The sequence below is a fragment of the Rhizobium cauense genome (genome assembly GCF_019511525.1).
Lineage (GTDB): Bacteria > Pseudomonadota > Alphaproteobacteria > Rhizobiales > Rhizobiaceae > Rhizobium > Rhizobium cauense.
Genome location: NZ_JAEUAT010000029.1, coordinates 25197 through 46274, shown reverse-complemented (window position 1 = coordinate 46274; position 21078 = coordinate 25197). Strand labels below are relative to the sequence as shown.

The window sequence follows — 21078 nt, the reverse complement described above, 5'->3', positions numbered from 1 at the left end:
CGAAAGAATTGATTCCCCTGCCTAATGGCAACCACAAGACATTTGCCACGTGCACAGTGGGGTGGCATCACACAGCGAAGAACAATAAGCCGCGCGTTGACAGACGCTTACCAGGATTGGGCGTAATCTTTTATCTAAATCGATTGAACCGTTCGTCAGGTGGCAACGCTCTTGCCACGTAGGAACGCGTATCCATCTTCTTTGCAATTCAGGACGAAAGGGAGGTAATGACTTGGTCGATTGGGTGAGTCTGATCAGCGCAGAGTTGGACATGCTGCCACACCTGGCGGCCTTGCTGGCTGCCTATGTGTTAGCGCTTCCGATCGCGTGGGATCGTGAGCGCAATGAGCGCAGTGCAGGTCTCAGGACCTTTCCTTTGGTAGCCATCGCAGCATGTGGCTTTATCCAAGCGGCGGAGACAGTGACCAGAGACAACCCAGAAGCTACGGCAAGAATCGTCGAGGGCTTGATCAACGGGGTTGGGTTCATTGGCGGGGGCGCAATTTTGGTTGGCAAGGCAAGCATTCGTGGAACCGCGACGGCTGCCAGCCTTTGGGCCACGGGCGCAATTGGCGCGGCTGTCGGTCTGGGTGCTTATGACACTGCAATCGTCTTGTCGATCATGACGTTTGCCACACTCCGGGTTATGACGAGCTTCAAATCCGAGGGCAACGACAAGATCGCGCAAAAAGGCAGAGCCTCGGCACTCTCCGAGGACGATCAGTCGTGAAGGCTACGTCAGAACCCACAGTAGAGCTGCAAGCCAAAAAAGCAGACAGATCTCGATCGCGATCAACTTGCCCCATGTGCGGTTGGTCATGGTCCAATTCCTTCCAGCATGAGCAGATAACGCATTGAGGGTAAAACCCGTTCCATATCATGTAGTTGGCGCAGACCATCCTTGCTTCGAACGAACGCCGATTTGCCACCGAAGGCAACGTCGATCCGCTAGTGCATCATTAACGAAGCCTGGAGTTGCAGAACGTGAGTGGAACCAGCCAAAAGGTCGGAGCTCCTTTGAAGAATGTCTAGTCTTTTCAAGCTCGTGAACTATCTCAACTTCATGGGATTGGAACAAGGCAGTCCACATCGACGATGGAATGGACGGCGTTTCGCTGCAGGCCTCGGGCGAGCATGCGCGGGAGCGTTACTGTTTGCGTTACCGATGTTTATGACAATGGAAATGTGGGAGCTAGGGTTCTACATGGACCGGACCAGGCTGCTCCTTCTACTACTTGTGAACATCCCTCTTCTTCTCATCCTGTCAGACAGAGTGGGTTTCGAAGAGACCATGACTTGGCGCGATGCGGGGCGTGATGCAGCGGTCGCGTATGCGGTAGGAATAGTGACGAGTTTTCTGATCCTCACAGTTACTGGCGTTTTAGATTTCGAACAGTCCGCCTTCGAGGTCATTGGCAAGATTGCGGTTCAAGCAGTTCCAGCTAGTATTGGAGCCTTGCTCGGTCGTAGTCAGTTGAATGGTGACGATGACAATCACGATGAGAACGACGATGATCCGATCCAAAACGGTCCCACGGATTATGCCGGCGAATTGTTTCTCATGTCCGTTGGAGCATTGTTCCTCGGCCTGAACGTCGCGCCGACCGAAGAAGTGATCCTGCTCTCTTACAAGATGACGCCATTACACGTCTTGGCCGCGATAGTCCTCTCGCTGGTTGTCATGCACGCTTTCGTATACGCCGTCTCATTCAAGGGTGGACATGAGATTGGCGATGACGTTCCTGCCTGGCATATCATCGTCCGATTTACTTTGCCTGGATACGTCATTGCGTTGCTCGTTAGCGCCTATACTTTGTGGACTTTCCAACGGTTCGACGACATGTCCGTCGGGCAGATGTTGTCAACGACTATTGTCCTCGCGCTACCATCGTCGATTGGGGCGGCGGCGGCACGTCTGATCCTGTGAGCAAGACATGGCACGAAAAAAATACAGCGGCAGCAATGACCCACATATCGTTGAATGGGTCGTCGGCACAATATGTGCTTGCCTCGTTCTTTTGCTCGTAGCCTTTGTCGCTTTCGAAGCGCTGACCAACCGCAACGCCCCGCCTCGATTAACCGTTTCGACGCTGGCCGGTTTGCCAGGAATGGCGAAGAACGAGGTGAGATTTGAGGTGTTTAACACTGCCGATACCACGGCGGCCGCAGTTGTGGTACGAGGCGCGTTGACGGGCGATGGAAACTCTGAAGAGACTGCCGAAGTAACCTTCGATTACGTTCCCGCGCGATCCTCGGCGAAGGGCTCTTTGATTTTCAATTCAACAACCGAGGGAAAAGAGTTGAAAATTTATGCTGTCGGGTATGTTGATCCATGATGAATTCGTCCGACCCTTGTCATGACCGCGTTAGGGCCTCAGATGTTTCGGCCGCGAGGCCTCCCAAGGTCGCTCCTCGCGCGTCCGGTGAAGGCGGGGTAAGGGGCCATCAAACATGTCAATGAGAATGCCACATTGGAGTTATGGTGCGAACTCCCGACGAGCGTATGAAAGCGAGAGGGAGCCCTTGCTCAGTCAGAGTGGTTAGCGGCCGCCGGCGCATATGTAGCTCAGTGGGGAGCCAAGGGAGGAGGCTTCCGACGCGTCTCCGCAACGCGCTCATTTCCCCGCGCACGTCCCCTCGAAACTCGAGAGGCATTTTTGTTGATGCTTGACCGGAAACGGTGGAGATTCGGCGCACTTGGAAACGTTTTCATCGCGGAACTATAAAATGCGCGAGGACTTCGTCCGTGCTGGAACCGCGACGGCATTGCGTGTGCCTCACTTACTAGCCCAGTCAGAGGGCTTGGCGAGGTCAATGTCGCACCAAACAGGCGCTCCTTGCCGAACTAGGCAGTCTTCCGATTGATTGCCGGGTAAGTCACCGCAAGCACCATTACGAGCTTGCTCCGCTCATGCCTACGGCGTTCCGGGTGTGAGGAGGAAGAAGTAGGCTGCGGCGATCGCGATTGCGATGGCAAATATAGTGAGAACGAATTTGTACATGCCGCTGCGGGCTTTTCTATCAGTGCTTTTCATACACCGACAACGGCCCTGACGAGAAAAGGTTTCAGGATAATCGTCTGCCGATGATCCAAGCGCATTTGCACACTTTCCGGAACAACGGGAGTGCCCGAGCATTCCTTTCCAAAACTGCTAACGCCGGAGGAATCGGTGCAAATCTTCGACACGTATCTTGGCGTCGTCACTCACGGAAAGCTGGCACTGGAATTCAAAAGGGCGGGAAACCTGTAACCGTGAGAATGGGAACCGTTGACTGAAGACTGGATGGAGACAACACCGGTCGCCGAGCCGACAATGAAAATCCAGATGTCATGATGCGTAGGGCTCCGCACACCCGGGGCATGCGCCAATTGCATAAGTCATTGCTACAACTGAAAAGTGAGGTACTTACATGCCGCGTCCAGTCGCGTTCGTAACCGGAGCTGGATCTGGGATCGGCCGTGCGACGGCCGAGGGGCTGGCCCGGGCCGGCTACGATCTGGGCCTTTTTGATCTCGAGTCCGATAGTCTGTTCGAGGTGAGGGACCTTATCTACAGCACAGGTGCAACATCAATCGCTATTCCCGGCGATGTTTCTATCGACGACGATGTTCTCGCTGCAGCCCAAAGGATGAGGGAGCACTTCGGGCGGGTCGACGCCGTTGTCGCAAATGCTGGCATCAATGGAGTGTGGGCGCCCATCGATGACCTTACGCCAGCGGAATGGGATCGGACCATAAATGTCAATCTGCGGGGAACCTACCTTACGCTTCACAACATGATCCCGCTTCTTAAGGAGTCGAGCGGCGGCGCGATTGTCATCGTGTCGTCGATCAATGGCGTGCGGACCTTCTCCAATCCAGGCGCGACCGCCTATAGTGCCACGAAGGCTGCACAGGTCGCTATTGCTCAGCAACTTGCACTGGAGCTGGGAAAGCATGGCATTCGCATCAACGTGGTATGTCCGGGCGCGATCGAAACGAACATTGAAACATCGACGGAGGTCCGCCACAGGGCGGAAGCGGAAGTGCCGGTTATTTGGCCGCAGGGTTCGGTACCGATTACAGGAGGTGAGCCTGGACGGGCAAGCGATGTGGCTGATGCTATCCTCTTCCTGCTTGGCTCAGATGCCAAGCACATCACAGGCTCGCCCATCTTTATTGATGGAGGGCAAGGATTGCTGCGATGAAGGACCGGATGGTTCCCAATTGGCAAACTCTGACACGATGCCCGGAAAGCATCCGGCCAATGTGCAAGGGGCACCTGGGAGATCGATAGAGCTGACACCGGGGGTGAGCAATCCGTCAAAAGCACAATTTACTCATCCCGGCGAGCTGCCGAGTTTGAAGGAGCAAGTCGGGAGCCCGGCACGGCAGGTCTCATAGTGCCACCAAGGCGTTCGCACCCCGACAAGCGCTAATGAGCGCCGCGCGAACCTCTTCCGCATCGGTTCGGCCATCATAGCAATCTTGACACGCATCAAGCGCTTTCTCGTAGTCATCACCTGCTCCGAACGGCCATACATCCACAAGAAAGTCGGTCGCCTCGCGGGGAGTATGGACTATCTGAACGCCCATTGGCAGCCGTATCGAAACTGGCCTACTCCAGACCTGTTGGAACATTAAACTTCCCTCGTCGAGCTGCTTACTGCAGCCGTATTAACGGACGCCGTCCACGCATCATCAAATCTGGCGTCGTTCGGTTGCCTTATCCTTCCCTCAGTTTTCCTGAGCCGCCCAAACGCCGTGCTAGGGCCTTTGTTCCAACAGTGATCAATGACTTGCTGTCTTGCGGAGCATGCAGGCCTTTTGACCGCGGTAAGCACCGCATGCCGATGATGCTCGGGGAATTTGACCTTGCGGCCAGGTAGCGAGTTTTCACAAAAGAGGAACATTTCCGAGGCTGCGATGTTTTGGAGCGCACAATTGGAGGTTACCAAATGAAAAAACTCATTCTCACCGCATCCTTTCTGGTTGCTGCTTCACCAGTTTTTGCGCAGTCTCCTGCTGAGTCGAGCGGTGTTAACTCCGCCATGGGAATTCCACCCAAAACGGAGGACTTTATTACTGAAGCCTCCGCAAGCGACTTGTATGAGATTGAAGCCAGCAAGCTGGCGTTGCAGCGTGGCGATGAAGCAACGAAAAAATTCGCCCAGCAAATGATCACGGACCACGAAAAGACAAGCGCCGAGCTCAAATCCATGGTCGAGAGTGGAAAGGTCAAAGGAAGTCCGGCGACAGCACTGACCAAAGATCACAAGGAGGAGGTCGATGATCTTGCGAAGCTGGAGGGCGCCAACTTCGTAAAGGAATACTTCGATGAACAGGTCGACGCCCATGAGGACGCCGTCGATCTATTCAAACGCTACGCCGAGGAGGGGGACAACGCTGACCTAAAGGCGTGGGCCGCAAAGACACTCCCGGCACTGGAACATCACTATAAGATGGCAAAGGATCTTGACAAGGACTGAGAGGGCGGCCGCGTCCCTGCCGGGTGTAGAAAAGACTTTAAAGTGCGCCCCGTGCGCACTTTCCACTGTCGCCAGTATTCCGCTCGTCCTATAAGAGCTGCATGGTACAACGAGCAGGCAGCGCTGATCTTCCCCTTCACGGAGGCCGAATTCCCAGATGGCTTGGTGAGCGAATGGCGCGTCTGGGCGCAGTCATCAGCGAAGCGATTGTTATCCACTACGGTCGAGACGAGCTGTTGAGCCGCTTGGCGCATCCGTTCTGGTTCCAATCTTTTGGGGCCGTCATGGGTATGGACTGGCACTCATCCGGGATAACAACAAGTGTCATCGGCGCGCTGAAGCGCGGGTTGACCCCTATGGCCGGTGAACTTGGAATTCACGTCTGCGGTGGGCGTGGTAAAAGCTCTCGACAGACGCCGGACGAGCTTCTTCGTGTTGGGAATCGGGTCGGGATAGATGGCGAGGGTTTGGCGCAAACGAGCAGACTTGTTGCGAAAGTCGACAGTGCTGCTGTCCAGGACGGTTTTGATCTCTATCTCCATGGCTTCATCGTGACCGATGACGGCAATTGGGTGGTCGTTCAACAAGGCATGAACGGGGACAAGAGACAGGCACGCCGATACCACTGGCGCTCGCAGGGACTACAAAGCTTCGTTGACTCACCACATGCCGCCGTTGAAGGCAGGCAACAAGGCGAAATCGTCAATCTTGCAGACCACAGGGCTGACGCATCGCGCAAGGGGCAGCTTGATCTTCTTGCCACACTGGGACCGGATCGAATACTGCGTGAGATAGTTGCGTTGGAGCCCGCCCGCGCGAAAACAAAGACAGTGCAGCCCCTCCTGCCTCATCTGATTATGCCGACGCATCACGATGTCCGCTTAGAGGACATCAACATGAAGCGTTTGCATGGCACCCTGTCGGCCGCGGCCGATCGCGGGCCCAAGGATTTCGAGGGCCTCCTCCTGACCCCAGGTGTTGGTGCTCGGACAGTAAATGCTCTTGCAATGGTTGCCGAAGTCGTCCATGGCGCGCCATGCCGCTTTTCCGATCCTGCCCGCTTCTCCCTTGCTCATGGTGGAAAGGACCGGCATCCATTTCCGGTCCCGATCAAGGTCTATGATGAGACTATCAGAGTAATGAAATCTGCGGTCTGCCGGGCGAGATTTGGAAGAGAGGAAGAATTGCAAGCGCTGAAGCGGCTTGACGACCAAGCGCGCCGGTTGGAACACTACGTCACTGGACCGGACTTGAAAGAAATTGTTGCGGGAGAATTTCATCAGTCGCATGAATGGGGCGGGCGCTCGATCTTTGGTTGTGAGCCGCCTCCCCTGCAGCAAGCTCAGGAAATTACAAAGAGCAAGAGGGATTGATCCCTGAGTGGTTAACGAGATCCTCTGCATCTGAGTAAGTTCGAGGCCGAAGAGCCCAAGGCTCAACTTGTCTGCGCCAGAAGACGGCCCCTCTTCTTTCGCGAGCTTGAAGTCCCTCCCAAATCCCATACTTCGCCCCGCGCCGCTTGCCGCCATATTTTCGCGGGGTTTGCTACGCAGATGGAACTAGTGCTTGCCGGGCTTGCGGGTGGACAGCGCCGCACTAGATCCGCGAGAGGAACAACCGCGTCTTCGATAAGCATCATCCAGAATGGGAGTGCATGCGTGCATAGTAATCCAGATTGTTCGGAACCAACCGACCAATACAAGGCTGTCTTTGACGCGATCGACGATGGGGCTTGCATTATCGAGCAGATGCCTTCTGGATCGAATGGCCCAAGGGACTACCGTTATTTAGCGGTGAACCCGGCGATGCGAAGGATGGTCGGCGTTCGCGACCTCACAGGGCGGTCTGTGCGTGACAGCTTCCCCGACAAGATCGAGGAATTATACGATGACTTTGATCGTGTCCTGGCGACGGGAGAAGCTGCAAGGGTTGAGCGTGAGTGCACACCGCAGGGGCTGGTTTTTGACATCGCCGTCTCCCGTCTCGTTGACTCCCCAGGTTGCTTACTTGCGATCATCCGTGATGTAACAGGCAGGAGGCGAGATCAAGAAGCACTGAGACGGAGCGAAGAGCAGTATCGCCAGCTTTATGAATCGATGGATGAGGGCTTTTGCATCGTGGAAGTCCTCTTTGATGAAAATGACAAGGCTTGCGACTATCGGTTCCTACAGACAAACCCCGCATTCGAGCGCCAGTCGGGCCTTCTGAATGCCGTCGGAAGACGGATGCGCGAACTAGCCCCCGATCATGAACAACATTGGTTTGAGACTTACGGGGAAATCGCCAAGACAGGCCAGCCGTCTCGGTTCGAGGATGGCGCCGCCGCACTCGGCAGGTGGTTTGATGTCTACGCGTTCCGGATTGGCGATGCTAAAGATCGACACGTGGCCGTTCTCTTTCGCGATATCCTGCCGCGTAAGCGAGCTGAGCGGGAACTGAAGCAGAGCGAGGAGCGGACCCGAGCACTCGTCAATGCCAGCTCCGACATCGTTTATCGCATGAGCCCTGACTGGCGGGAGATGCGTCAGCTTGACGGGCGCGGCATACTGACAACAACGGAGGGACCGACCGTCCGATGGATCGAGGAGTATATTCTTCCCGAAGACCAAGTCACGATTTTGGCGGCGATTGACCGGGCGATTGAAGCACGGGACGTTTTTGAGCTGGAGCACCGCGTTCGCAAATCTGATGGCTCTGTTGGCTGGGCCTTCTCTCGAGCGATCCCAGTCTTTGATGAGCACGGGGCCATTTCTGAATGGTTCGGGATGGCTTCGGACGTTACTGTGCGTCGCCAGGCTGAGGAACAGCGCGTGCTGCTCAACAGCGAGATGTCACATCGCTTGAAAAACATTTTGGCTGTCGCAAATTCCGTGGCCTCGCAAACATTACGGTCAGCGCCCGACATGCCAACGGCACAGAAGGCCTTGGCAGAACGCTTAGCCGCACTCGCGCGAGCACAAGACATTCTTGTGACGGGGCATAAAGAAGCAGGCACTGTATCTGATCTTGTGGAGGTGGCAACGTCGATCCACGCCGAGCGCGAGCGCATCAACACGTCTGGTCCCGTGGTTAGGTTGGGGCCAAAGGCATCACTGGCGCTCTCACTCATCATCCATGAACTGTGTACGAATGCGATCAAATATGGCTCGCTGTCCGAGCGCATCGGACATGTCCATGTGAGCTGGAGCGTGGAGGACGCCCAGTCGAACCAACCACCTCTGTTCAGGTTCGATTGGGTCGAGCAAGATGGGCCGCAGGTACGCCAACCCCACAAGAGCAGCTTTGGAACACGCCTGATTGCTCTTGGGCTTGGTGGCGGCCAGTATGGAAAGGTCGACCTTAACTATGACAGCAGTGGGCTGCGCTGTCATATTGTTGCGCGGCTTGATTACCTTGTGGCCGAGAATGCATGATAGCCTCGATCGCAGAACGCTTTAGTGGTATAACTGTGCTCTGCAATGACGAAGAAGACCCGGCGCCCGACAAGCAATATTGGTTCGCGCGATTGCCTTGGCTCAGGTACACCTGTCAACCGTGGTGGCGTCACTCGGTTACAACCGACTGGTAAAACCGCAATCCACGATGGCAGGCAAGCAAGACGATAATTCGAGGGTCCACACACTCTGTGCAGAGTGTAGCCATGTCTTGAAGGCCTGTGACAGAGCCGCAGGAAGGCGCGGGAGGCGAGAGGGTAGTCGACGCTGTCTTGTCGGTTGTCGGCGTCGTCATGGAAAGTCCGCCGGAGCACTGGTGCTGGCCCTACAATAGCTCCTTGTGAACCTTGAAGAACACAGCTCAGAATCAAGATGTGGTAGTGTTCGTACGTTAGCGTACATAAATTCGTGACCGATGCGGAAAGGTTCTGCGCTATGATCTCTTAACGGAGACTCGCGAATGATATTTGAAAATCTTCGAGGCAGCTGCGTCCTCTTAGTTGGAGATGACTGTCTGCACACCAGTGATATTGCCGACGTGATGCGAACGCATGAAAGTAAAGTCATTGGCCCGTTCACCGACTATGAAAGCATTCTCAGATTGTTGGGGGATGGTGCCGTCGATTTGGCGCTTATCGAGCTTGGCTCGGATGAGCGCACATTGGCTTACGATGTGGCCGACCGGCTTGCGGAGGGTGGCATCCCATTCCTGTTCGTCACGAGCTCAGACCTGCCTGAACTTCCCGATCGTTTTCATGGTGTCCGTTGCTTTCTTGAGACCGGTGACCCCGCAACTGTACCAGTAGCTTTGGCTATCGAGAGCGCTAAGAGATTTTCGAGCCGTCGAATGAATCACTAGCCGGTCAGGCTGTAGCGCTCGCTACCGCCAGTCCATACTTGCTTTCATTCTAGCCCCGCTGACGACCATTTTTAGGCCGACATTCAATCAGAGCGGCAATCGCATTGTGACGGCGCAAAGCAGATGAGACTATTACAGCAGTTGAGCACCAAGCGGGTGACCAATTAGCCTGGCGGGTTTGTCCGTCAGGCTAGTCGTAATGGTAAAAAGATGCTAGCCGATTTCCGGACAGCCTCGAACATTTCCGAAAACAATCCGGTCCGGCCTGCCTCGTGTGAACCCCTCTACAACAACACTGCGCGAGGTAATTCGAGCTATTTCGGCCCTCCGGAAGCCGGCGTCCCGCGCCAGATCGAGCGCGTCGTCAGGATTGCAGCGGTTGCGTGTGCGCCTTTCCTGATTGCGGTCGTAAACTCCAACCCCGCCCGGACCGACGCGCAGTTCAAGATCCTGCGCGAAAGTAACCGAGGGAACTGCTACGGCAAGTGTGGTCGCAACTGCACCTGCGATAAATGATCTTGCAATGCTCATTGTCAGATACTCCGATTGAGACTTGGTCCTGAGCAACAGATCAGCAATCAACTTGTTCCAGCCATTCGGAGGAGAAAGTCTTAACCCAGATCTGACACAGCCTCGTTGAGCGGGGTCGGCGCGGTGTAGAATGTAGTGAAGCTTGAGCGCGCCATTTTGTTCAAGATCTTCCAACTCCCGAAGGTGATCATGGTTGCTGTGAACGGTCGCGCACCCGCGCAATGGGGAACGAGAACAGCTAGACCGCTCCGCTCCATGCCTCCGTCACTAATCTTATTGACGGCCCCGATGGTGTGCCCCGCACGTCATGTCTCTTTGGCATCCCTATTGTTTTCAAGATATTAAGTTTTCCACAGCCGGGTGACCAATTCGCCACAGAGGGACATTGATTAGGCTGAAGTCCGAAAGGAATTTGCACGCAACTCCGTTTTGCTCCAGATCTTTAAGGGGCGGCGACTAAGGGTAGAATAAATGTTCAGATTAATCGAAGGCGGAAAAGCAGTTCCGTTTGCTGTAGAAGAGGTTTGGGACAGACAATCTATGGTGGTCGCAGAAGGCCGAAGGAGACTGCAGGCCGCGGGCGTCGAGCGTTATGAGACCAGGGAGCGTGTCGCGGGAATTGCCATGCCTAAATCCCTAAAATATTTCAAGCTACAGGTCGACTTTGCCGTAGTAGCCTTGACGCAATTAAGTCCAATCCCCGTGGACTATATGCTCGACGGATATTGGCCGAAATTAGATCTGGGAATGTAGGAGCCGCAACATCTGAAGGCGGCGACTTTACTAATGGATCGCACTGTGGGTTCTCCCTTCCAACATCTCGCGCTAAGGTCGATTTGACTGCATTGTTTAATTTCGCGACCTCACCGCACGTGAGGTAGCCAAGCTCTAGGCTGGTGCGAAGAGAAATTGTGCACGGAAACGATGCAGGAAGCCCGCGTATCCGCGAAGTGTTGACGAATGCATTCACGGGTTGCTGTCGTTAGATCACGACGTTGTTCTTGTCGTTCGACCTGCAACTACGGCATCATTAGCGATCACTGGCCCGACCGCGGGTCGTTGCGAACAGGGGTCGCCAGGATCTTATCAATCCGCATCCCGTCCATATCGACGATTTCGAACCGCCATCTCCCGAATTCGAATACCTCCCCCGTCTGCGGTATGTGCTTGAGAATGTGGAGCGCAAAGCCCGCGACCGTGTGATAGCCATCAGGAGATAGACTTTCGGCAAGACCGAGCTGTTGAAACGCGTCGAAGGCTGCCATCGTACCGTTGATTAGAAGTGTACCATCCGGCCGCAGAACCACATCGGGGTCTTCGATATTCGTTCCAGCTAAATCTCCGGCGATCGCTTCCAACAGGTCTGTTTGGGTGACAATCCCTTCCAGTGAACCATACTCGTCGATGACGATTGCCAAACGAACGGGCGCCTGCTTGAAGCTGTCAAGTACGCGAAACACTGATGTTCGTTCGTGAACCACGAGCGGATTTTTGATGACGGCCATCGGATCCAGATTAGCTCCATTGAGCACCTGATCCAGCAGATCGCGCTTTAGGACCATCCCGATCGGTTCTTCGATGGTTCCCCTGCCGACAAGAAGCTGTTCGTGTGGGCAGTCGCGGATTGAGGTCAAAATTTCATCTGACGAATCGTTCGTGTCGATCCAATGGACCTCCAGCCGGGGTGTCATTATGTCGGCGACATGCCGATCCCCGATGTTGAAGACGCGCTCCACCAGCTGTTGTTGTGACTCGTTCAACAATCCGGCCTCCTGACTCTCTGCAACAAGCAATTTCAGCTCTTGAGGGGAGTGGAAGGAGCCTTCACCGGTTCCTGGTTGGAGGCCAACCGAGCGCAGAACCAGATTGCCAAGGCCGTTCAGTACATAGATCGCCGGGCGAAAGATAAACAGGAAGGCGCCAAGCGGTCGAACGACCGCGAGTGAAGTGGCTTCGCTTCGCTGTAGGGCCAGTGATTTGGGCGCAAGCTCCCCCAACACGATGTGCAAGGAGGTGATGATGACGAATGCGATAGCGACCGCTATGGTATGCGAACCGACTGTTACCCAGGTGTGGGGAAACCATAGGAGAAAGGGCTCGATCAGGTGGGCCAGAGCGGGTTCTCCCACCCATCCCAATGCCAACGATGAAATGGTTATTCCAAGCTGAGTGGCAGCGAGGTTGGCATCGAGGTTATCAACCGCAACCTGCAGCGGAGCTGCATTCGGGCGGCGTGTGGCGACCAATTCTGCAACCCTGCTGCGCCGGACTGAGACGAGGGCAAATTCTGCAGCGACAAAGAAGCCGTTCGCGGCCACCAAGATCAAGACCGCGATGATGCCGATGTAATCGAGGGCAGAGCCGGTAGTCTCAGGCATTGCTTTTTCCTCCTCCTGACCGAGTAGCTTATCCGCAGTCCAACCGGAGCCGCAGTTCAAGCCTTGTTCGCACCCTCTTAGTCCGATCACTGGCTCCTGATAACGGACACCGGCTCGTTCAAGGGCATCGCCCCGTCCATTGAAGACGTCGGGCCACTGAGACGCGGCTTGGCCTCAGCAATATAGCTCGACGACCCCGCCGAAATCCGCTGAAGAAAGAGCCAATTCCACGGATTTTGTTGTGTCCGCAATCTACCGGTATCCCAAATTCTGCCTCGGCCACCTATGCATCCTTACCTCGAGCGAGCGCACGCACGAGAGGGCTGAGCAAATTGGCGCCGACAATAGCAAAAAGGCCAAGCAGGATAGCTAGAATAGCCTGCATGCTCGCGGTCACCAGCCAAAAGATCAAAGGGGACAAATGTCCTGCAAGGTGGGCAATCCTGTCCGAAATCTCATGAATAACCTGCTCAGGGTAGTCTAAGCCGAACTCGGCCAAGCCATGCAGCACTATGCTTCCGCCAACCCACAGCATGGCAGCAGTCCCGATTGCTCCCAAGACCTTCAAACAATATGGCATCCCCTTTACGAGAGCTCGCCCGAAGAGGCGCAACAACGATGGCTGGGACCTCCGTGCCAGGACCAGACCCGCATCGTCCGCCTTGACGATTAGGCCCACCACCCCATAGACCGCAAGAGTGATCAAGACGCCGACGGCGGCAAGCACGGCCGCTTGCGTCCAAGGACTTGAAGTGGCAACCTGAGAAAGGGTTAGGGCCATTATTTCCGCACTCAGGATGAAGTCAGTGCGGATCGCACCTGCTACTTTCTCATTCTCGATCGCGATAGGATCAGACTTTGCGCCTTGGACTGCATTTCCATGGTCAGGCGCCGCATGGGGCAAAAAGATATTATAAAGTTTTTCGGTGCCTTCGTAAGCAAGATAAACTCCGCCAATCATCAGGAGTGGAGTAATCCAGCCAGGAGCGAAGTACCCTAGAACGAGACACAGTGGCAGAAGATAAAGCAACTTGTTCTTTAGAGATCCCAATGCGATTTTGCCAATAATCGGCAGCTCCCTTTCGGGCCTAAGACCAACGACGTAGCGAGGCGTCACCGCCGCGTCATCGATAACGACGCCAGCCGCTTTCATTCCTGCACGGCTTGCTTGAGCCGCCACGTCATCGAGAGAAGCAGCAGCCAGCTTGGCAATGGCAGCAATGTCATCAAGAAGCGCAAGCAAGCCTGTCGCCATTCGTCGTCTCCCATCTTCTTTGCCGAGGCTCGACATATGTAAAGCGGCGGGTGGCTCTGTCAAATAAGCCAAGCGTTGGTCGACTTAACTAAAGAGATGAGGAAAACCTCCGGCTGTCCATCGGCTTGTGCTGCTCCCGTGTCGCTCCTTCTCCTCAGACGGAACAAACAAGTCAAATGGAAGTTGGGGATCGTCTTGAAAATAATGGTTCAGCCGAGGGAGGCTTTTATGTCAAACAACTTCACGGAGCGGGATGAGGGGCGTGGTCCAGCCACAAGACCCTCTTCTTCACCCACAGCAGGCCAAGCTCCGTTGGGCGACTTGGTCGACAAGGTTTCCGAGGATTTCAGCGCTGCGCGGAGTACCATCGAAAGAGGTGCAGAGGCGGGGCTTGAAAAGATCAAGGGTGCGGTTGCTGATCAAACCAATTACGCGGCTCAAAAGATGACGGGCATCGCTTCTGCGCTTGAGAAGGTTGGAACAGAACTCGAGCAGAGCGACCAAAGAGAAGTGGGGAAGTACGCCCGACAGATTGGTAAAAGCGCCCAACGTTTCGCGACGAAAATCGAAGGCAAGGACATCGGGGCGGTCGCGGCTATGGCGGAGGAGTTTGGCCGCAAGCAGCCATTGGCGTTTCTCGGCGTTGCTGCAATTGCTGGATTGGCCGCGAGCCGCTTCCTGATGGCTTCAGCCGAACGTTCCAAAACGTCAGATCCCAGGACTTCAAATTCTTTCTCGAGCGGAGGTAACGATGTCTAAACCTACGGAAAGCGCGCCTCTCTCGGAACTGGTAAGCGGACTAATCGCCGACGTGACCGGTTTGATCAGGAAGGAAATCGACCTCGCTAAGACCGAGGCGTCGGAGAAGGTGTCGAAGGCTTTAAGTGGAATCGAAGTCCTGATCATCGGGTTGGTTCTTGCAATCGGTGCTGTGGGCGTGTTGTTGAGCGCCGTCGTAGGAGGGGTCGCAACTCTCCTTGTAGGCCAAGGCATGACCGAATCCAGCGCGCACGCTCTTGCCGCTTTGATTGTCGGCGTGCTGGTCGGCGCGATAGCTTGGATAATGATGTCGCGGGGCATCGGCGCCCTGCGCGGCAGCAGCATGGCTCTCGACCGGACCGCAACGTCGCTTCGCCGCGATGTTGATGCAGTTAAGGGAAAAATGTGATGGAAAACTCGACACAGAAAACATCCGACGAGCTGCAACGTGAAATTGATCTTGACCGGCAGCGAATTGGAGATCGCATCGATGCTATACAAGAGCGCATGTCGCCGGGCCAGCTTGTCGATGAGGTTCTAGCCTATGCTAAGGGAAGTGGCGGAGCCGAATATGTGAGTAACCTTGGCCACGCCCTCAAGGCAAACCCAATACCTGTAGCACTGATGGGCATTAGCCTCGCCTGGCTCGTAGCCAAACAGGCAGCGCCCAATGCTGCAGTTGAGACACTTGGTGATGAAGTCGAGCACCCGCTTTATCCCGTAAATGGGCCGGTGCGTCGCATTGGGCCGCCGAGGCTAGAAGGCGACGCACGTTACAGCCATTTTTCCGACAGCACAGGAAAGTCACTCAAAGCTCTGACGGATGATGCCGGACGCAGAGCGGGGCATTTCATGGACGAAGCCGGCAAGATGTATCGCGGCTTTTCCGACACCAGTGGGCGGCAGGTTGATCACATCCTAGACGAAACTGGTGCCATGCTTGATGCTGCATCTGGATGGGCGTCTGAAAAATGGGGCCAGGCGAAAAACACCGCGACTGAACTGGGGTCTAAAGCTTCGAGTGCAGCAAGCGCAATCTCGCATCGAACATCTTCGGCTGCAACGGGCATCCAAGATCAGACGAGGAGAATGAACGAGGCGATCCTCACGCACTTTCGGGATCAACCGCTAGTCGGAGGTGCACTAGCCTTTGCAGTCGGTGCCGCAATCGGAGCTGCGCTTCCACGTACCGAAGTGGAGGACGATTTGCTTGGTGAGACGGCAGATGCGACCAAGGACGCGCTTTCTGCTCAAACATCCGAAGTTGTTGAAAGAGGAAAGCAAATTGCTTCCGACGTTTATGAAAGTGCAATTGAGATTGCTTCAGACGCTCATGACGACATCAAAGAGCGCGTGATCGAAGAAGCTGATGCGTTGAAGCCGCGTGGTGAAAGTCCGCGAGCCACCTGACGGGTTATCGGCCGCGCCCTTGGTGGATGCGGGTGAATATTGTCGAGGAAGCGAGCCCGCCCAGATGCCGGCGGGCTCACAACGCAATACTTTGTGCCGCATCTGTTGAAAGCCATGAAAGCACACCCTCCCATACATGGCACTTCCGTCGATAGTGGTAACCTTCGTCCCTTTGGATGAGATACCCACCTCGCGCTGTCAGGGCGGGCGTAGCCGTCGGCGGGTCCCCACTTCACGCTTGATCGGTCGGCTACTTAACAGATGGACGTTTTTGATGAAACTCTGCTGCGTTGGATTCGTTACCTGAAGGAGACAGGAGGAGAAATCATGCCCAGACGGCCGCGCAAAGCCAACAGTACTACCGGTGCGAATGGAGGTGCATTTTCTTGGACCCAAATCGCCGGGTCCCTTGCGGCCAGTATCTTGGCCTCCGGCGCTCTTCGGAAGTTGCCGTTTGGCCGGCTCGTTGGAGCTGCTGCTCCCTTGATTATTGCTGCTCTTCAAAAAAAGGGAGCCGCTACGCAACGTGACAAGGATAGGCGACATCGATAGTCGAAATCGCTGGTGGACATGACTTCGGGAACGCTGGTCGCGCAATCCTGGCCGCGGGTGACGTTGAGGTAGCAAGTGGCAGTGTGAAATCTTCATTTCGCTTGGCACCGATGGGATGAACGTAACTCGCTCTAGGTCGAGCTAAGATGCAATCACGACCGGAGCCCGCGGGTTTCACAAAGCCGATGAGATTACACATCACGACGAATTCTAGTCGGCTTTGGTGAGCGCCGATTGGGAGATTTGTCCTAGCTACTTGAGCGAAGACAAGATCCAGACGGAAGCAAGAGAGAAAAGGTTATCCGATCGATCCTGCGGCTGAATAGATTTTTCTATACTGGTGGCGAGCTCAACGGGCACCTGGCCTTGTTCGCTAGCGAACGCTTCAGACGACCTCCTTTTCGGGGTTGCAAAAGAGCGGATGCTGGTCGTATTTGAGGAGGCGGCGGACCTGAATCAAATGACTTCGGGAAAGCATGGGCTCTCGCTTAAGCGGGAGCCCTCTTCAAAAACCTTTCGACCTAGATCCCCTAGTTGTCATAGGACGGCCGGCTGATCACATATAGCGCGCTGCATCCCAAGGCTATGGCGACTAGCACGGCAACCAGAGTGTTTGGGTCGCTCGCGAAGAAGAAGATCAGATACCCTGCCGTCATACCACACACTGCAGTGAGTTTTGCTCCACGTGCGATGGCGCCGTTCTTGCGCCAGTTATGAATTGCTGGACCAAACACACGATGCTGCAGAAGGTAGCGTTCGAAGCGAGGCGATGACTTTTTGAAGAGCCAAGCCGCCGAAATCAGAAAGACGGTCGTGGGCAACAGGGGGACGAACACACCAACGATCCCGATAGCCGTCAGCAGTATCCCAATGGCGAAACAGATTGCACGCATTTGGCAGTCTCTCTGGCGTCTTTGTAGGCTCGGACCTGTAGGTATGAGATCCTATTGCAAGGCGTAACCTCCATCTCATGGCAATGCGCCGCCCGCAAGACCACCTGGGCTTCTTCATTGGCTCTGGTGTCTAAATCGAGGAAAGTCGCCGAGGATTCCCAAGCGCTCGTATTCTGCGGTCACACGTCTCGATGGAGGATGTACGGTATCGTACTGATCTTCACCTTCGTTACATAAGGATTGCCTAACATACCGAAGATTATATAACGATATTCTGAAAATGGAGGAGAACAAGTATGATCCGAGCCGTTGAATCGCACGTGGTGGAACAACCTCGCGTCAGGATGTGGGCCGTGCGCGAGTTTTGCAGACGTCATCGTGTGGATGAGGACGAAGAGCATCGGCTCGGTCAACTTTTCGGTCAATTCGCATCTGCGAGCGAACTCCTCTACAATGCCTCCAGGTCTCCGCGCTGGAGAGACTGAATTCGGGCGACCACCAATTCTATTCATTGAGTAGCTACACGTTTGGGACTTCCTGATGAATGATCCTCGTGCATCTGTGCCCCCGGAACTCAAGTTGGCCGTTAAGATGGCTGACTCGTGGTGCCGTCGTCACAACGTTCCCCTTGAAAGTGAACTGGGCCGGACGGCTATGGCACAAGCTATCAAACGTGTTCGGGCAGGCGAAAGGTCACCGATCGCACTTGGGGAACAGATTCGCTCCATCATGAGCGTGGAACGGTACAAGAGACCTTGGGATTAAGGAGCTTCAAGGCAGTAGAAGAGAGAAGCAACCTGTGACAGGTCGATGGATCTGAGATCGTATTCTAGATCCCTGCGTCTTTTGTTCTCCCAGTAGGCAGCTGACGGGACCAAAGAGACGCTTCAATTACAACCGGAAAATAGGTGGTGTTCGGAACTCTAGCTTCAGCCAGGTGTTGAGCTGACGCGGAGGCAAGAAATGAGCATCTTTTATTTCAAGGTCGATGATTTAGAGACGGTTCTTGGTATCGACGAGGGGTACGAATTTCCCGATCTCATGGCTGCGATTTCTGAAGGCAAGCGGGTATTGGCGGAAATGGCCGTCGACGGTATTCCTCATGACGAAGGAAAAAGGCTGGTCGTTGAGGTTTGCAATGCGGAGCGGGTGCCGATTGCACAGTTGTCACTTGAATTTCACATTTCGTTCATAGGGCAAGGTGGGAGTTGGCGCTGTCCAACGTGAGTTGGGGGCGCGGCCTTCGCCGCGCCGTACGCCTTTGTCATTTTGCTGGTGGCGAAGCCTTTCCAGATTTAACCGAAGGTTCCCGTCCCCAGATTCTAAGCTTTCCAAGCTCTTTGACGAACAATGCCACGTCTTTCTCGCCAGGCAATGCCACGATGCCTTCATCGAAAGAGTCGGCAATACCAGCTTTCTCGAGGAGGGGCAGAGCTGACTTGTCGTAACCTATGAACTTGCAATGCTGGAATGCGTCGGCGACGAAGTCGCGGGCCGTAGCTTCTCTGACAAGGTCGTCCATCGCCTCTTCAGAGGTTAGGAGAGCGACAGCGTCGAAAAGAACCGAGGGTCCTCCGTCTATCATGTGGTCGGCCTCTACCCAGCTCCCGTCTGAAGCGGTCACTCCGCCCACCTTAGGCGCGATCACCTCGAATACGGCCTTCTCCTTTGCAATTGCAGATCCAAGGCTCTTTAAAAGGGCTGCGTTGACGCCGTCTGTAACCAGGATGCCGAGCTTTCGACCTTCAAACCGGTTTGGTCCACGCTTGATGATGCTCAGCGCTGGCGAAGGCTCCAAGTCCTGCCGAGGAGGCACAGCAGCGTCAGCGGGCGTTGGCATGGACTGAAAACCGAGCTTTTCGGCAACGGTGGTCGCCAGGGTCTCATCGATGTTCATGAGATGCGAAACCATGCGCTCCCGTATCACGCGCGTTTCAACCTTACTGAGCTCGAACGTCAATGCGGCTGCGATATGGCGCTGTTCAGGTGGCGTTTGGCTGATAAAAAATTGCCGGGCCTGGCTGTAATGATCGGCAAAACTTTCGGAGCGTAGTCGCACCTTCGCGCCCTGTTCCTCGGATGGAAAGTGCCGATATCCTGCGACGGGCGACTCACGAGGCGCGGGGTCGAATGAGTTTGGCTGATAGTTTACTCGACCTACAGGGTTGCGCATGGCCATATGTCCGTCCTGCTGGAAGTGGTGGAAAGGACATTTGGGGGCGTTAATTGGCAGATGCGTGAAGTTCGGGCTTCCGAGACGCTTGAGTTGGGTGTCGAGGTACGAAAAGTTGCGACCCTGGAGGAGGGGGTCGTTGCTGAAATCAATGCCGGGTGGGACATTTTGGGTCATGAACGCCACCTGCTCGGTTTCAGCGAAGAAGTTGTCGGGCATCCGATCGAGAACCAGACGACCCACCGGTTTAACGGGCAGGATTTCCTCCGGAATAATCTTCGTTGCATCAAGGACATCGAAGTCGTAATTGTCGGCAAAATCCTGATCGAAAAGCTGGACACAGAGCTCCCACTCCGGAAAATTGCCGGTCTGGATGGATTGCCACAGGTCTCGGCGGTGATAATCCGGATCAGCGCCGTTGATCTTCACGGCTTCGTTCCAGGCGACCGACTGCAATCCGAGTTTCGGCTTCCAGTGGAATTTTACGAAAGTGGACTCATCCTTGGCGTTGACGAAACGGAAAGTGTGAACGCCAAAGCCCTCCATAAACCGGAAGGAGCGCGGGATTGCTCGATCGGACATGATCCACATGATCATGTGCATGCTTTCTGGGGTAAGGCTGATGAAATCCCAAAAGGTATCATGAGCAGACTGCGCCTGTGGAAACGCTCGATCTGGCTCAGGTTTCACCGAATGTACAACATCGGGAAACTTGATTGCATCCTGGATGAAAAAGACGGGAATGTTGTTGCCGACAAGATCCCAGTTGCCCTCTTTTGTGTAGATCTTTACAGCAAACCCACGGACGTCGCGAGCTAGGTCGAACGAGCCCTTGCTTCCGGCGACTGTGGAGAAGCGCACGAATACCGGCGTTTTCTCCCCGGCGCGCTGGAACACGTCTGCGCGCGTATAGGCGCTTAACGACTCGTAGGTCTCAAAGAAACCGTGCGCGCCATATCCGCGGGCATGCACGACCCGTTCCGGGATGCGCTCATGGTCGAAATGAAAGATCTTTTCACGGAAATGGAAGTCGTCGATGAGCGCTGGACCGCGGGCGCCCACGCGGAGCGTGTTTTGGTCGTCCGCTACAGGCGCACCCTGTGAGGTGGTCAGTACCTTAGCTCCGTCTTGCGCGAGCTGATGAAGTTCGCCTCCCTCACCGCGTTGAAGCTTCTGATCGTGAATAGTAACGGATTTTGACTGTGCTTTTGCAGGTCTCTTGGCCATTGTCGTCCCCTGTAGGTTGGTCGGATAAAACGGAGGCAGCCCGATTGCGGCGATCGGAGATGAATCTTCGAAGATGCCACCTAATGCGACCCGGCGCTGATTGTTCCCGAACATTGAGGCTTTGATCACGTCCGTGAA

Annotated in this window: 19 protein-coding genes; 13 read left to right on the top strand and 6 right to left on the bottom strand. The window is 55.0% G+C overall.

Going from position 1 to position 21078, the window contains the following annotated elements; translation table 11 throughout:
- The first annotated feature begins 271 nt into the window (after positions 1 to 271).
- From JNB88_RS31400 to JNB88_RS31385, 4 genes are all read left to right on the top strand, one after another.
- Positions 272 to 730 carry an MgtC/SapB family protein gene (locus JNB88_RS31400; RefSeq protein ID WP_220358894.1) on the top strand — a complete coding sequence of 153 codons (459 nt, stop codon included), beginning with the start codon at positions 272 to 274 and terminating at the stop codon, positions 728 to 730.
- Between the two features lie 333 nt (positions 731 to 1063).
- Positions 1064 to 1927, top strand: coding sequence for a TIGR02587 family membrane protein (locus JNB88_RS31395; protein ID WP_220358893.1), 864 nt, complete (start codon positions 1064 to 1066; stop codon positions 1925 to 1927).
- Between the two features lie 7 nt (positions 1928 to 1934).
- Positions 1935 to 2336 (top strand): TIGR02588 family protein, encoded by a 402-nt coding sequence (locus JNB88_RS31390; protein WP_220358876.1) that lies wholly within the window; start codon positions 1935 to 1937, stop codon positions 2334 to 2336.
- A gap of 1075 nt (positions 2337 to 3411) precedes the next feature.
- The gene (locus JNB88_RS31385; RefSeq protein ID WP_220358875.1) at positions 3412 to 4188 is read left to right on the top strand and encodes an SDR family oxidoreductase; all 777 of its coding nucleotides are present in this window, start codon (positions 3412 to 3414) and stop codon (positions 4186 to 4188) included.
- 190 nt (positions 4189 to 4378) lie between these two features.
- Here the strand turns inward: JNB88_RS31385 and JNB88_RS34745 are convergent, their stop codons facing one another.
- Complete coding sequence (locus JNB88_RS34745) at positions 4379 to 4621, bottom strand: DUF982 domain-containing protein (protein ID WP_220358874.1); 243 nt, start codon at positions 4619 to 4621, stop codon at positions 4379 to 4381.
- 317 nt (positions 4622 to 4938) lie between these two features.
- On the opposite strand from JNB88_RS34745, the gene JNB88_RS31375 reads away from it, so the two are divergent.
- From JNB88_RS31375 to JNB88_RS31360, 4 genes are all read left to right on the top strand, one after another.
- Entirely contained in the window at positions 4939 to 5469 is a 531-nt protein-coding gene (locus JNB88_RS31375; protein ID WP_220358873.1) for a DUF4142 domain-containing protein, read from the top strand.
- 101 nt (positions 5470 to 5570) lie between these two features.
- Complete coding sequence (locus JNB88_RS31370) at positions 5571 to 6842, top strand: DUF763 domain-containing protein (protein WP_220358872.1); 1272 nt, start codon at positions 5571 to 5573, stop codon at positions 6840 to 6842.
- Between the two features lie 180 nt (positions 6843 to 7022).
- A complete protein-coding gene (locus JNB88_RS31365; protein ID WP_220358871.1) occupies positions 7023 to 8882 on the top strand; it encodes a PAS domain-containing protein in 1860 nt (619 codons plus the stop codon).
- Positions 8883 to 9363: 481 nt separating this feature from the next.
- On the top strand, positions 9364 to 9762 hold the full coding sequence (locus JNB88_RS31360) for a response regulator (RefSeq protein WP_220358870.1): 399 nt from the start codon (positions 9364 to 9366) through the stop codon (positions 9760 to 9762).
- Between the two features lie 213 nt (positions 9763 to 9975).
- Here the strand turns inward: JNB88_RS31360 and JNB88_RS31355 are convergent, their stop codons facing one another.
- Complete coding sequence (locus JNB88_RS31355; RefSeq protein WP_220358869.1) at positions 9976 to 10293, bottom strand: hypothetical protein; 318 nt, start codon at positions 10291 to 10293, stop codon at positions 9976 to 9978.
- 471 nt (positions 10294 to 10764) lie between these two features.
- Between JNB88_RS31355 and JNB88_RS31350 the strand changes: the two genes are divergently transcribed.
- Positions 10765 to 11046 carry a hypothetical protein gene (locus JNB88_RS31350; protein ID WP_220358868.1) on the top strand — a complete coding sequence of 94 codons (282 nt, stop codon included), beginning with the start codon at positions 10765 to 10767 and terminating at the stop codon, positions 11044 to 11046.
- A 284-nt stretch (positions 11047 to 11330) separates the two neighbouring features.
- Here the strand turns inward: JNB88_RS31350 and JNB88_RS31345 are convergent, their stop codons facing one another.
- Positions 11331 to 12671: a hemolysin family protein gene (locus JNB88_RS31345; RefSeq protein WP_220358867.1), complete on the bottom strand. Its 1341-nt coding sequence runs from the start codon at positions 12669 to 12671 to the stop codon at positions 11331 to 11333.
- Between the two features lie 283 nt (positions 12672 to 12954).
- Positions 12955 to 13926, bottom strand: a complete 972-nt coding sequence (locus JNB88_RS31340; protein WP_220358892.1) for a DUF808 domain-containing protein — start codon at positions 13924 to 13926, stop codon at positions 12955 to 12957.
- Between the two features lie 228 nt (positions 13927 to 14154).
- Here JNB88_RS31340 and JNB88_RS31335 point away from each other — a divergent pair, with 228 nt between their 5' ends.
- From JNB88_RS31335 to JNB88_RS31325, 3 genes are read left to right on the top strand one after another with little or no spacing between them, the layout of a single operon-like run.
- On the top strand, positions 14155 to 14685 hold the full coding sequence (locus JNB88_RS31335; RefSeq protein ID WP_220358891.1) for a nutrient deprivation-induced protein: 531 nt from the start codon (positions 14155 to 14157) through the stop codon (positions 14683 to 14685).
- Positions 14678 to 15094 (top strand): phage holin family protein, encoded by a 417-nt coding sequence (locus JNB88_RS31330; RefSeq protein WP_220358866.1) that lies wholly within the window; start codon positions 14678 to 14680, stop codon positions 15092 to 15094. The genes JNB88_RS31335 and JNB88_RS31330 overlap by 8 nt, the downstream gene beginning before the upstream one ends.
- A complete protein-coding gene (locus JNB88_RS31325; protein ID WP_220358865.1) occupies positions 15094 to 16095 on the top strand; it encodes a DUF3618 domain-containing protein in 1002 nt (333 codons plus the stop codon). Before JNB88_RS31330 ends, JNB88_RS31325 begins: the two co-directional genes overlap by 1 nt.
- Positions 16096 to 17177: 1082 nt before the next feature.
- Here JNB88_RS31325 and JNB88_RS31320 read toward each other — a convergent pair.
- A complete protein-coding gene (locus tag JNB88_RS31320; RefSeq protein ID WP_220358864.1) occupies positions 17178 to 17540 on the bottom strand; it encodes a YbaN family protein in 363 nt (120 codons plus the stop codon).
- 963 nt (positions 17541 to 18503) lie between these two features.
- Between JNB88_RS31320 and JNB88_RS31315 the strand changes: the two genes are divergently transcribed.
- Positions 18504 to 18767, top strand: a complete 264-nt coding sequence (locus JNB88_RS31315) for a DUF6894 family protein (RefSeq protein WP_220358863.1) — start codon at positions 18504 to 18506, stop codon at positions 18765 to 18767.
- 37 nt (positions 18768 to 18804) lie between these two features.
- Here the strand turns inward: JNB88_RS31315 and katE are convergent, their stop codons facing one another.
- Positions 18805 to 20940, bottom strand: a complete 2136-nt coding sequence (katE, locus tag JNB88_RS31310) for a catalase (RefSeq protein WP_220358862.1) — start codon at positions 20938 to 20940, stop codon at positions 18805 to 18807.
- Between the last annotated feature and the right edge of the window lie 138 nt (positions 20941 to 21078).

Excerpts from the sequence above, each read along its gene's own strand:
- JNB88_RS31400 (WP_220358894.1), top strand. The coding sequence starts at position 272 with ATGCTGCCACACCTGGCGGCCTTGCTGGCTGCCTATGTGTTAGCGCTT.
- JNB88_RS31395 (WP_220358893.1), top strand. The coding sequence starts at position 1,064 with ATGGGATTGGAACAAGGCAGTCCACATCGACGATGGAATGGACGGCGT.
- JNB88_RS31390 (WP_220358876.1), top strand. The coding sequence starts at position 1,935 with ATGGCACGAAAAAAATACAGCGGCAGCAATGACCCACATATCGTTGAA.
- JNB88_RS31385 (WP_220358875.1), top strand. The coding sequence starts at position 3,412 with ATGCCGCGTCCAGTCGCGTTCGTAACCGGAGCTGGATCTGGGATCGGC.
- JNB88_RS34745 (WP_220358874.1), bottom strand. The coding sequence starts at position 4,621 with ATGTTCCAACAGGTCTGGAGTAGGCCAGTTTCGATACGGCTGCCAATG.
- JNB88_RS31375 (WP_220358873.1), top strand. The coding sequence starts at position 4,939 with ATGAAAAAACTCATTCTCACCGCATCCTTTCTGGTTGCTGCTTCACCA.
- JNB88_RS31370 (WP_220358872.1), top strand. The coding sequence starts at position 5,571 with ATGGTACAACGAGCAGGCAGCGCTGATCTTCCCCTTCACGGAGGCCGA.
- JNB88_RS31365 (WP_220358871.1), top strand. The coding sequence starts at position 7,023 with ATGGAACTAGTGCTTGCCGGGCTTGCGGGTGGACAGCGCCGCACTAGA.
- JNB88_RS31360 (WP_220358870.1), top strand. The coding sequence starts at position 9,364 with ATGATATTTGAAAATCTTCGAGGCAGCTGCGTCCTCTTAGTTGGAGAT.
- JNB88_RS31355 (WP_220358869.1), bottom strand. The coding sequence starts at position 10,293 with ATGAGCATTGCAAGATCATTTATCGCAGGTGCAGTTGCGACCACACTT.
- JNB88_RS31350 (WP_220358868.1), top strand. The coding sequence starts at position 10,765 with ATGTTCAGATTAATCGAAGGCGGAAAAGCAGTTCCGTTTGCTGTAGAA.
- JNB88_RS31345 (WP_220358867.1), bottom strand. The coding sequence starts at position 12,671 with ATGCCTGAGACTACCGGCTCTGCCCTCGATTACATCGGCATCATCGCG.
- JNB88_RS31340 (WP_220358892.1), bottom strand. The coding sequence starts at position 13,926 with ATGGCGACAGGCTTGCTTGCGCTTCTTGATGACATTGCTGCCATTGCC.
- JNB88_RS31335 (WP_220358891.1), top strand. The coding sequence starts at position 14,155 with ATGTCAAACAACTTCACGGAGCGGGATGAGGGGCGTGGTCCAGCCACA.
- JNB88_RS31330 (WP_220358866.1), top strand. The coding sequence starts at position 14,678 with ATGTCTAAACCTACGGAAAGCGCGCCTCTCTCGGAACTGGTAAGCGGA.
- JNB88_RS31325 (WP_220358865.1), top strand. The coding sequence starts at position 15,094 with ATGGAAAACTCGACACAGAAAACATCCGACGAGCTGCAACGTGAAATT.
- JNB88_RS31320 (WP_220358864.1), bottom strand. The coding sequence starts at position 17,540 with ATGCGTGCAATCTGTTTCGCCATTGGGATACTGCTGACGGCTATCGGG.
- JNB88_RS31315 (WP_220358863.1), top strand. The coding sequence starts at position 18,504 with ATGAGCATCTTTTATTTCAAGGTCGATGATTTAGAGACGGTTCTTGGT.
- katE (WP_220358862.1), bottom strand. The coding sequence starts at position 20,940 with ATGGCCAAGAGACCTGCAAAAGCACAGTCAAAATCCGTTACTATTCAC.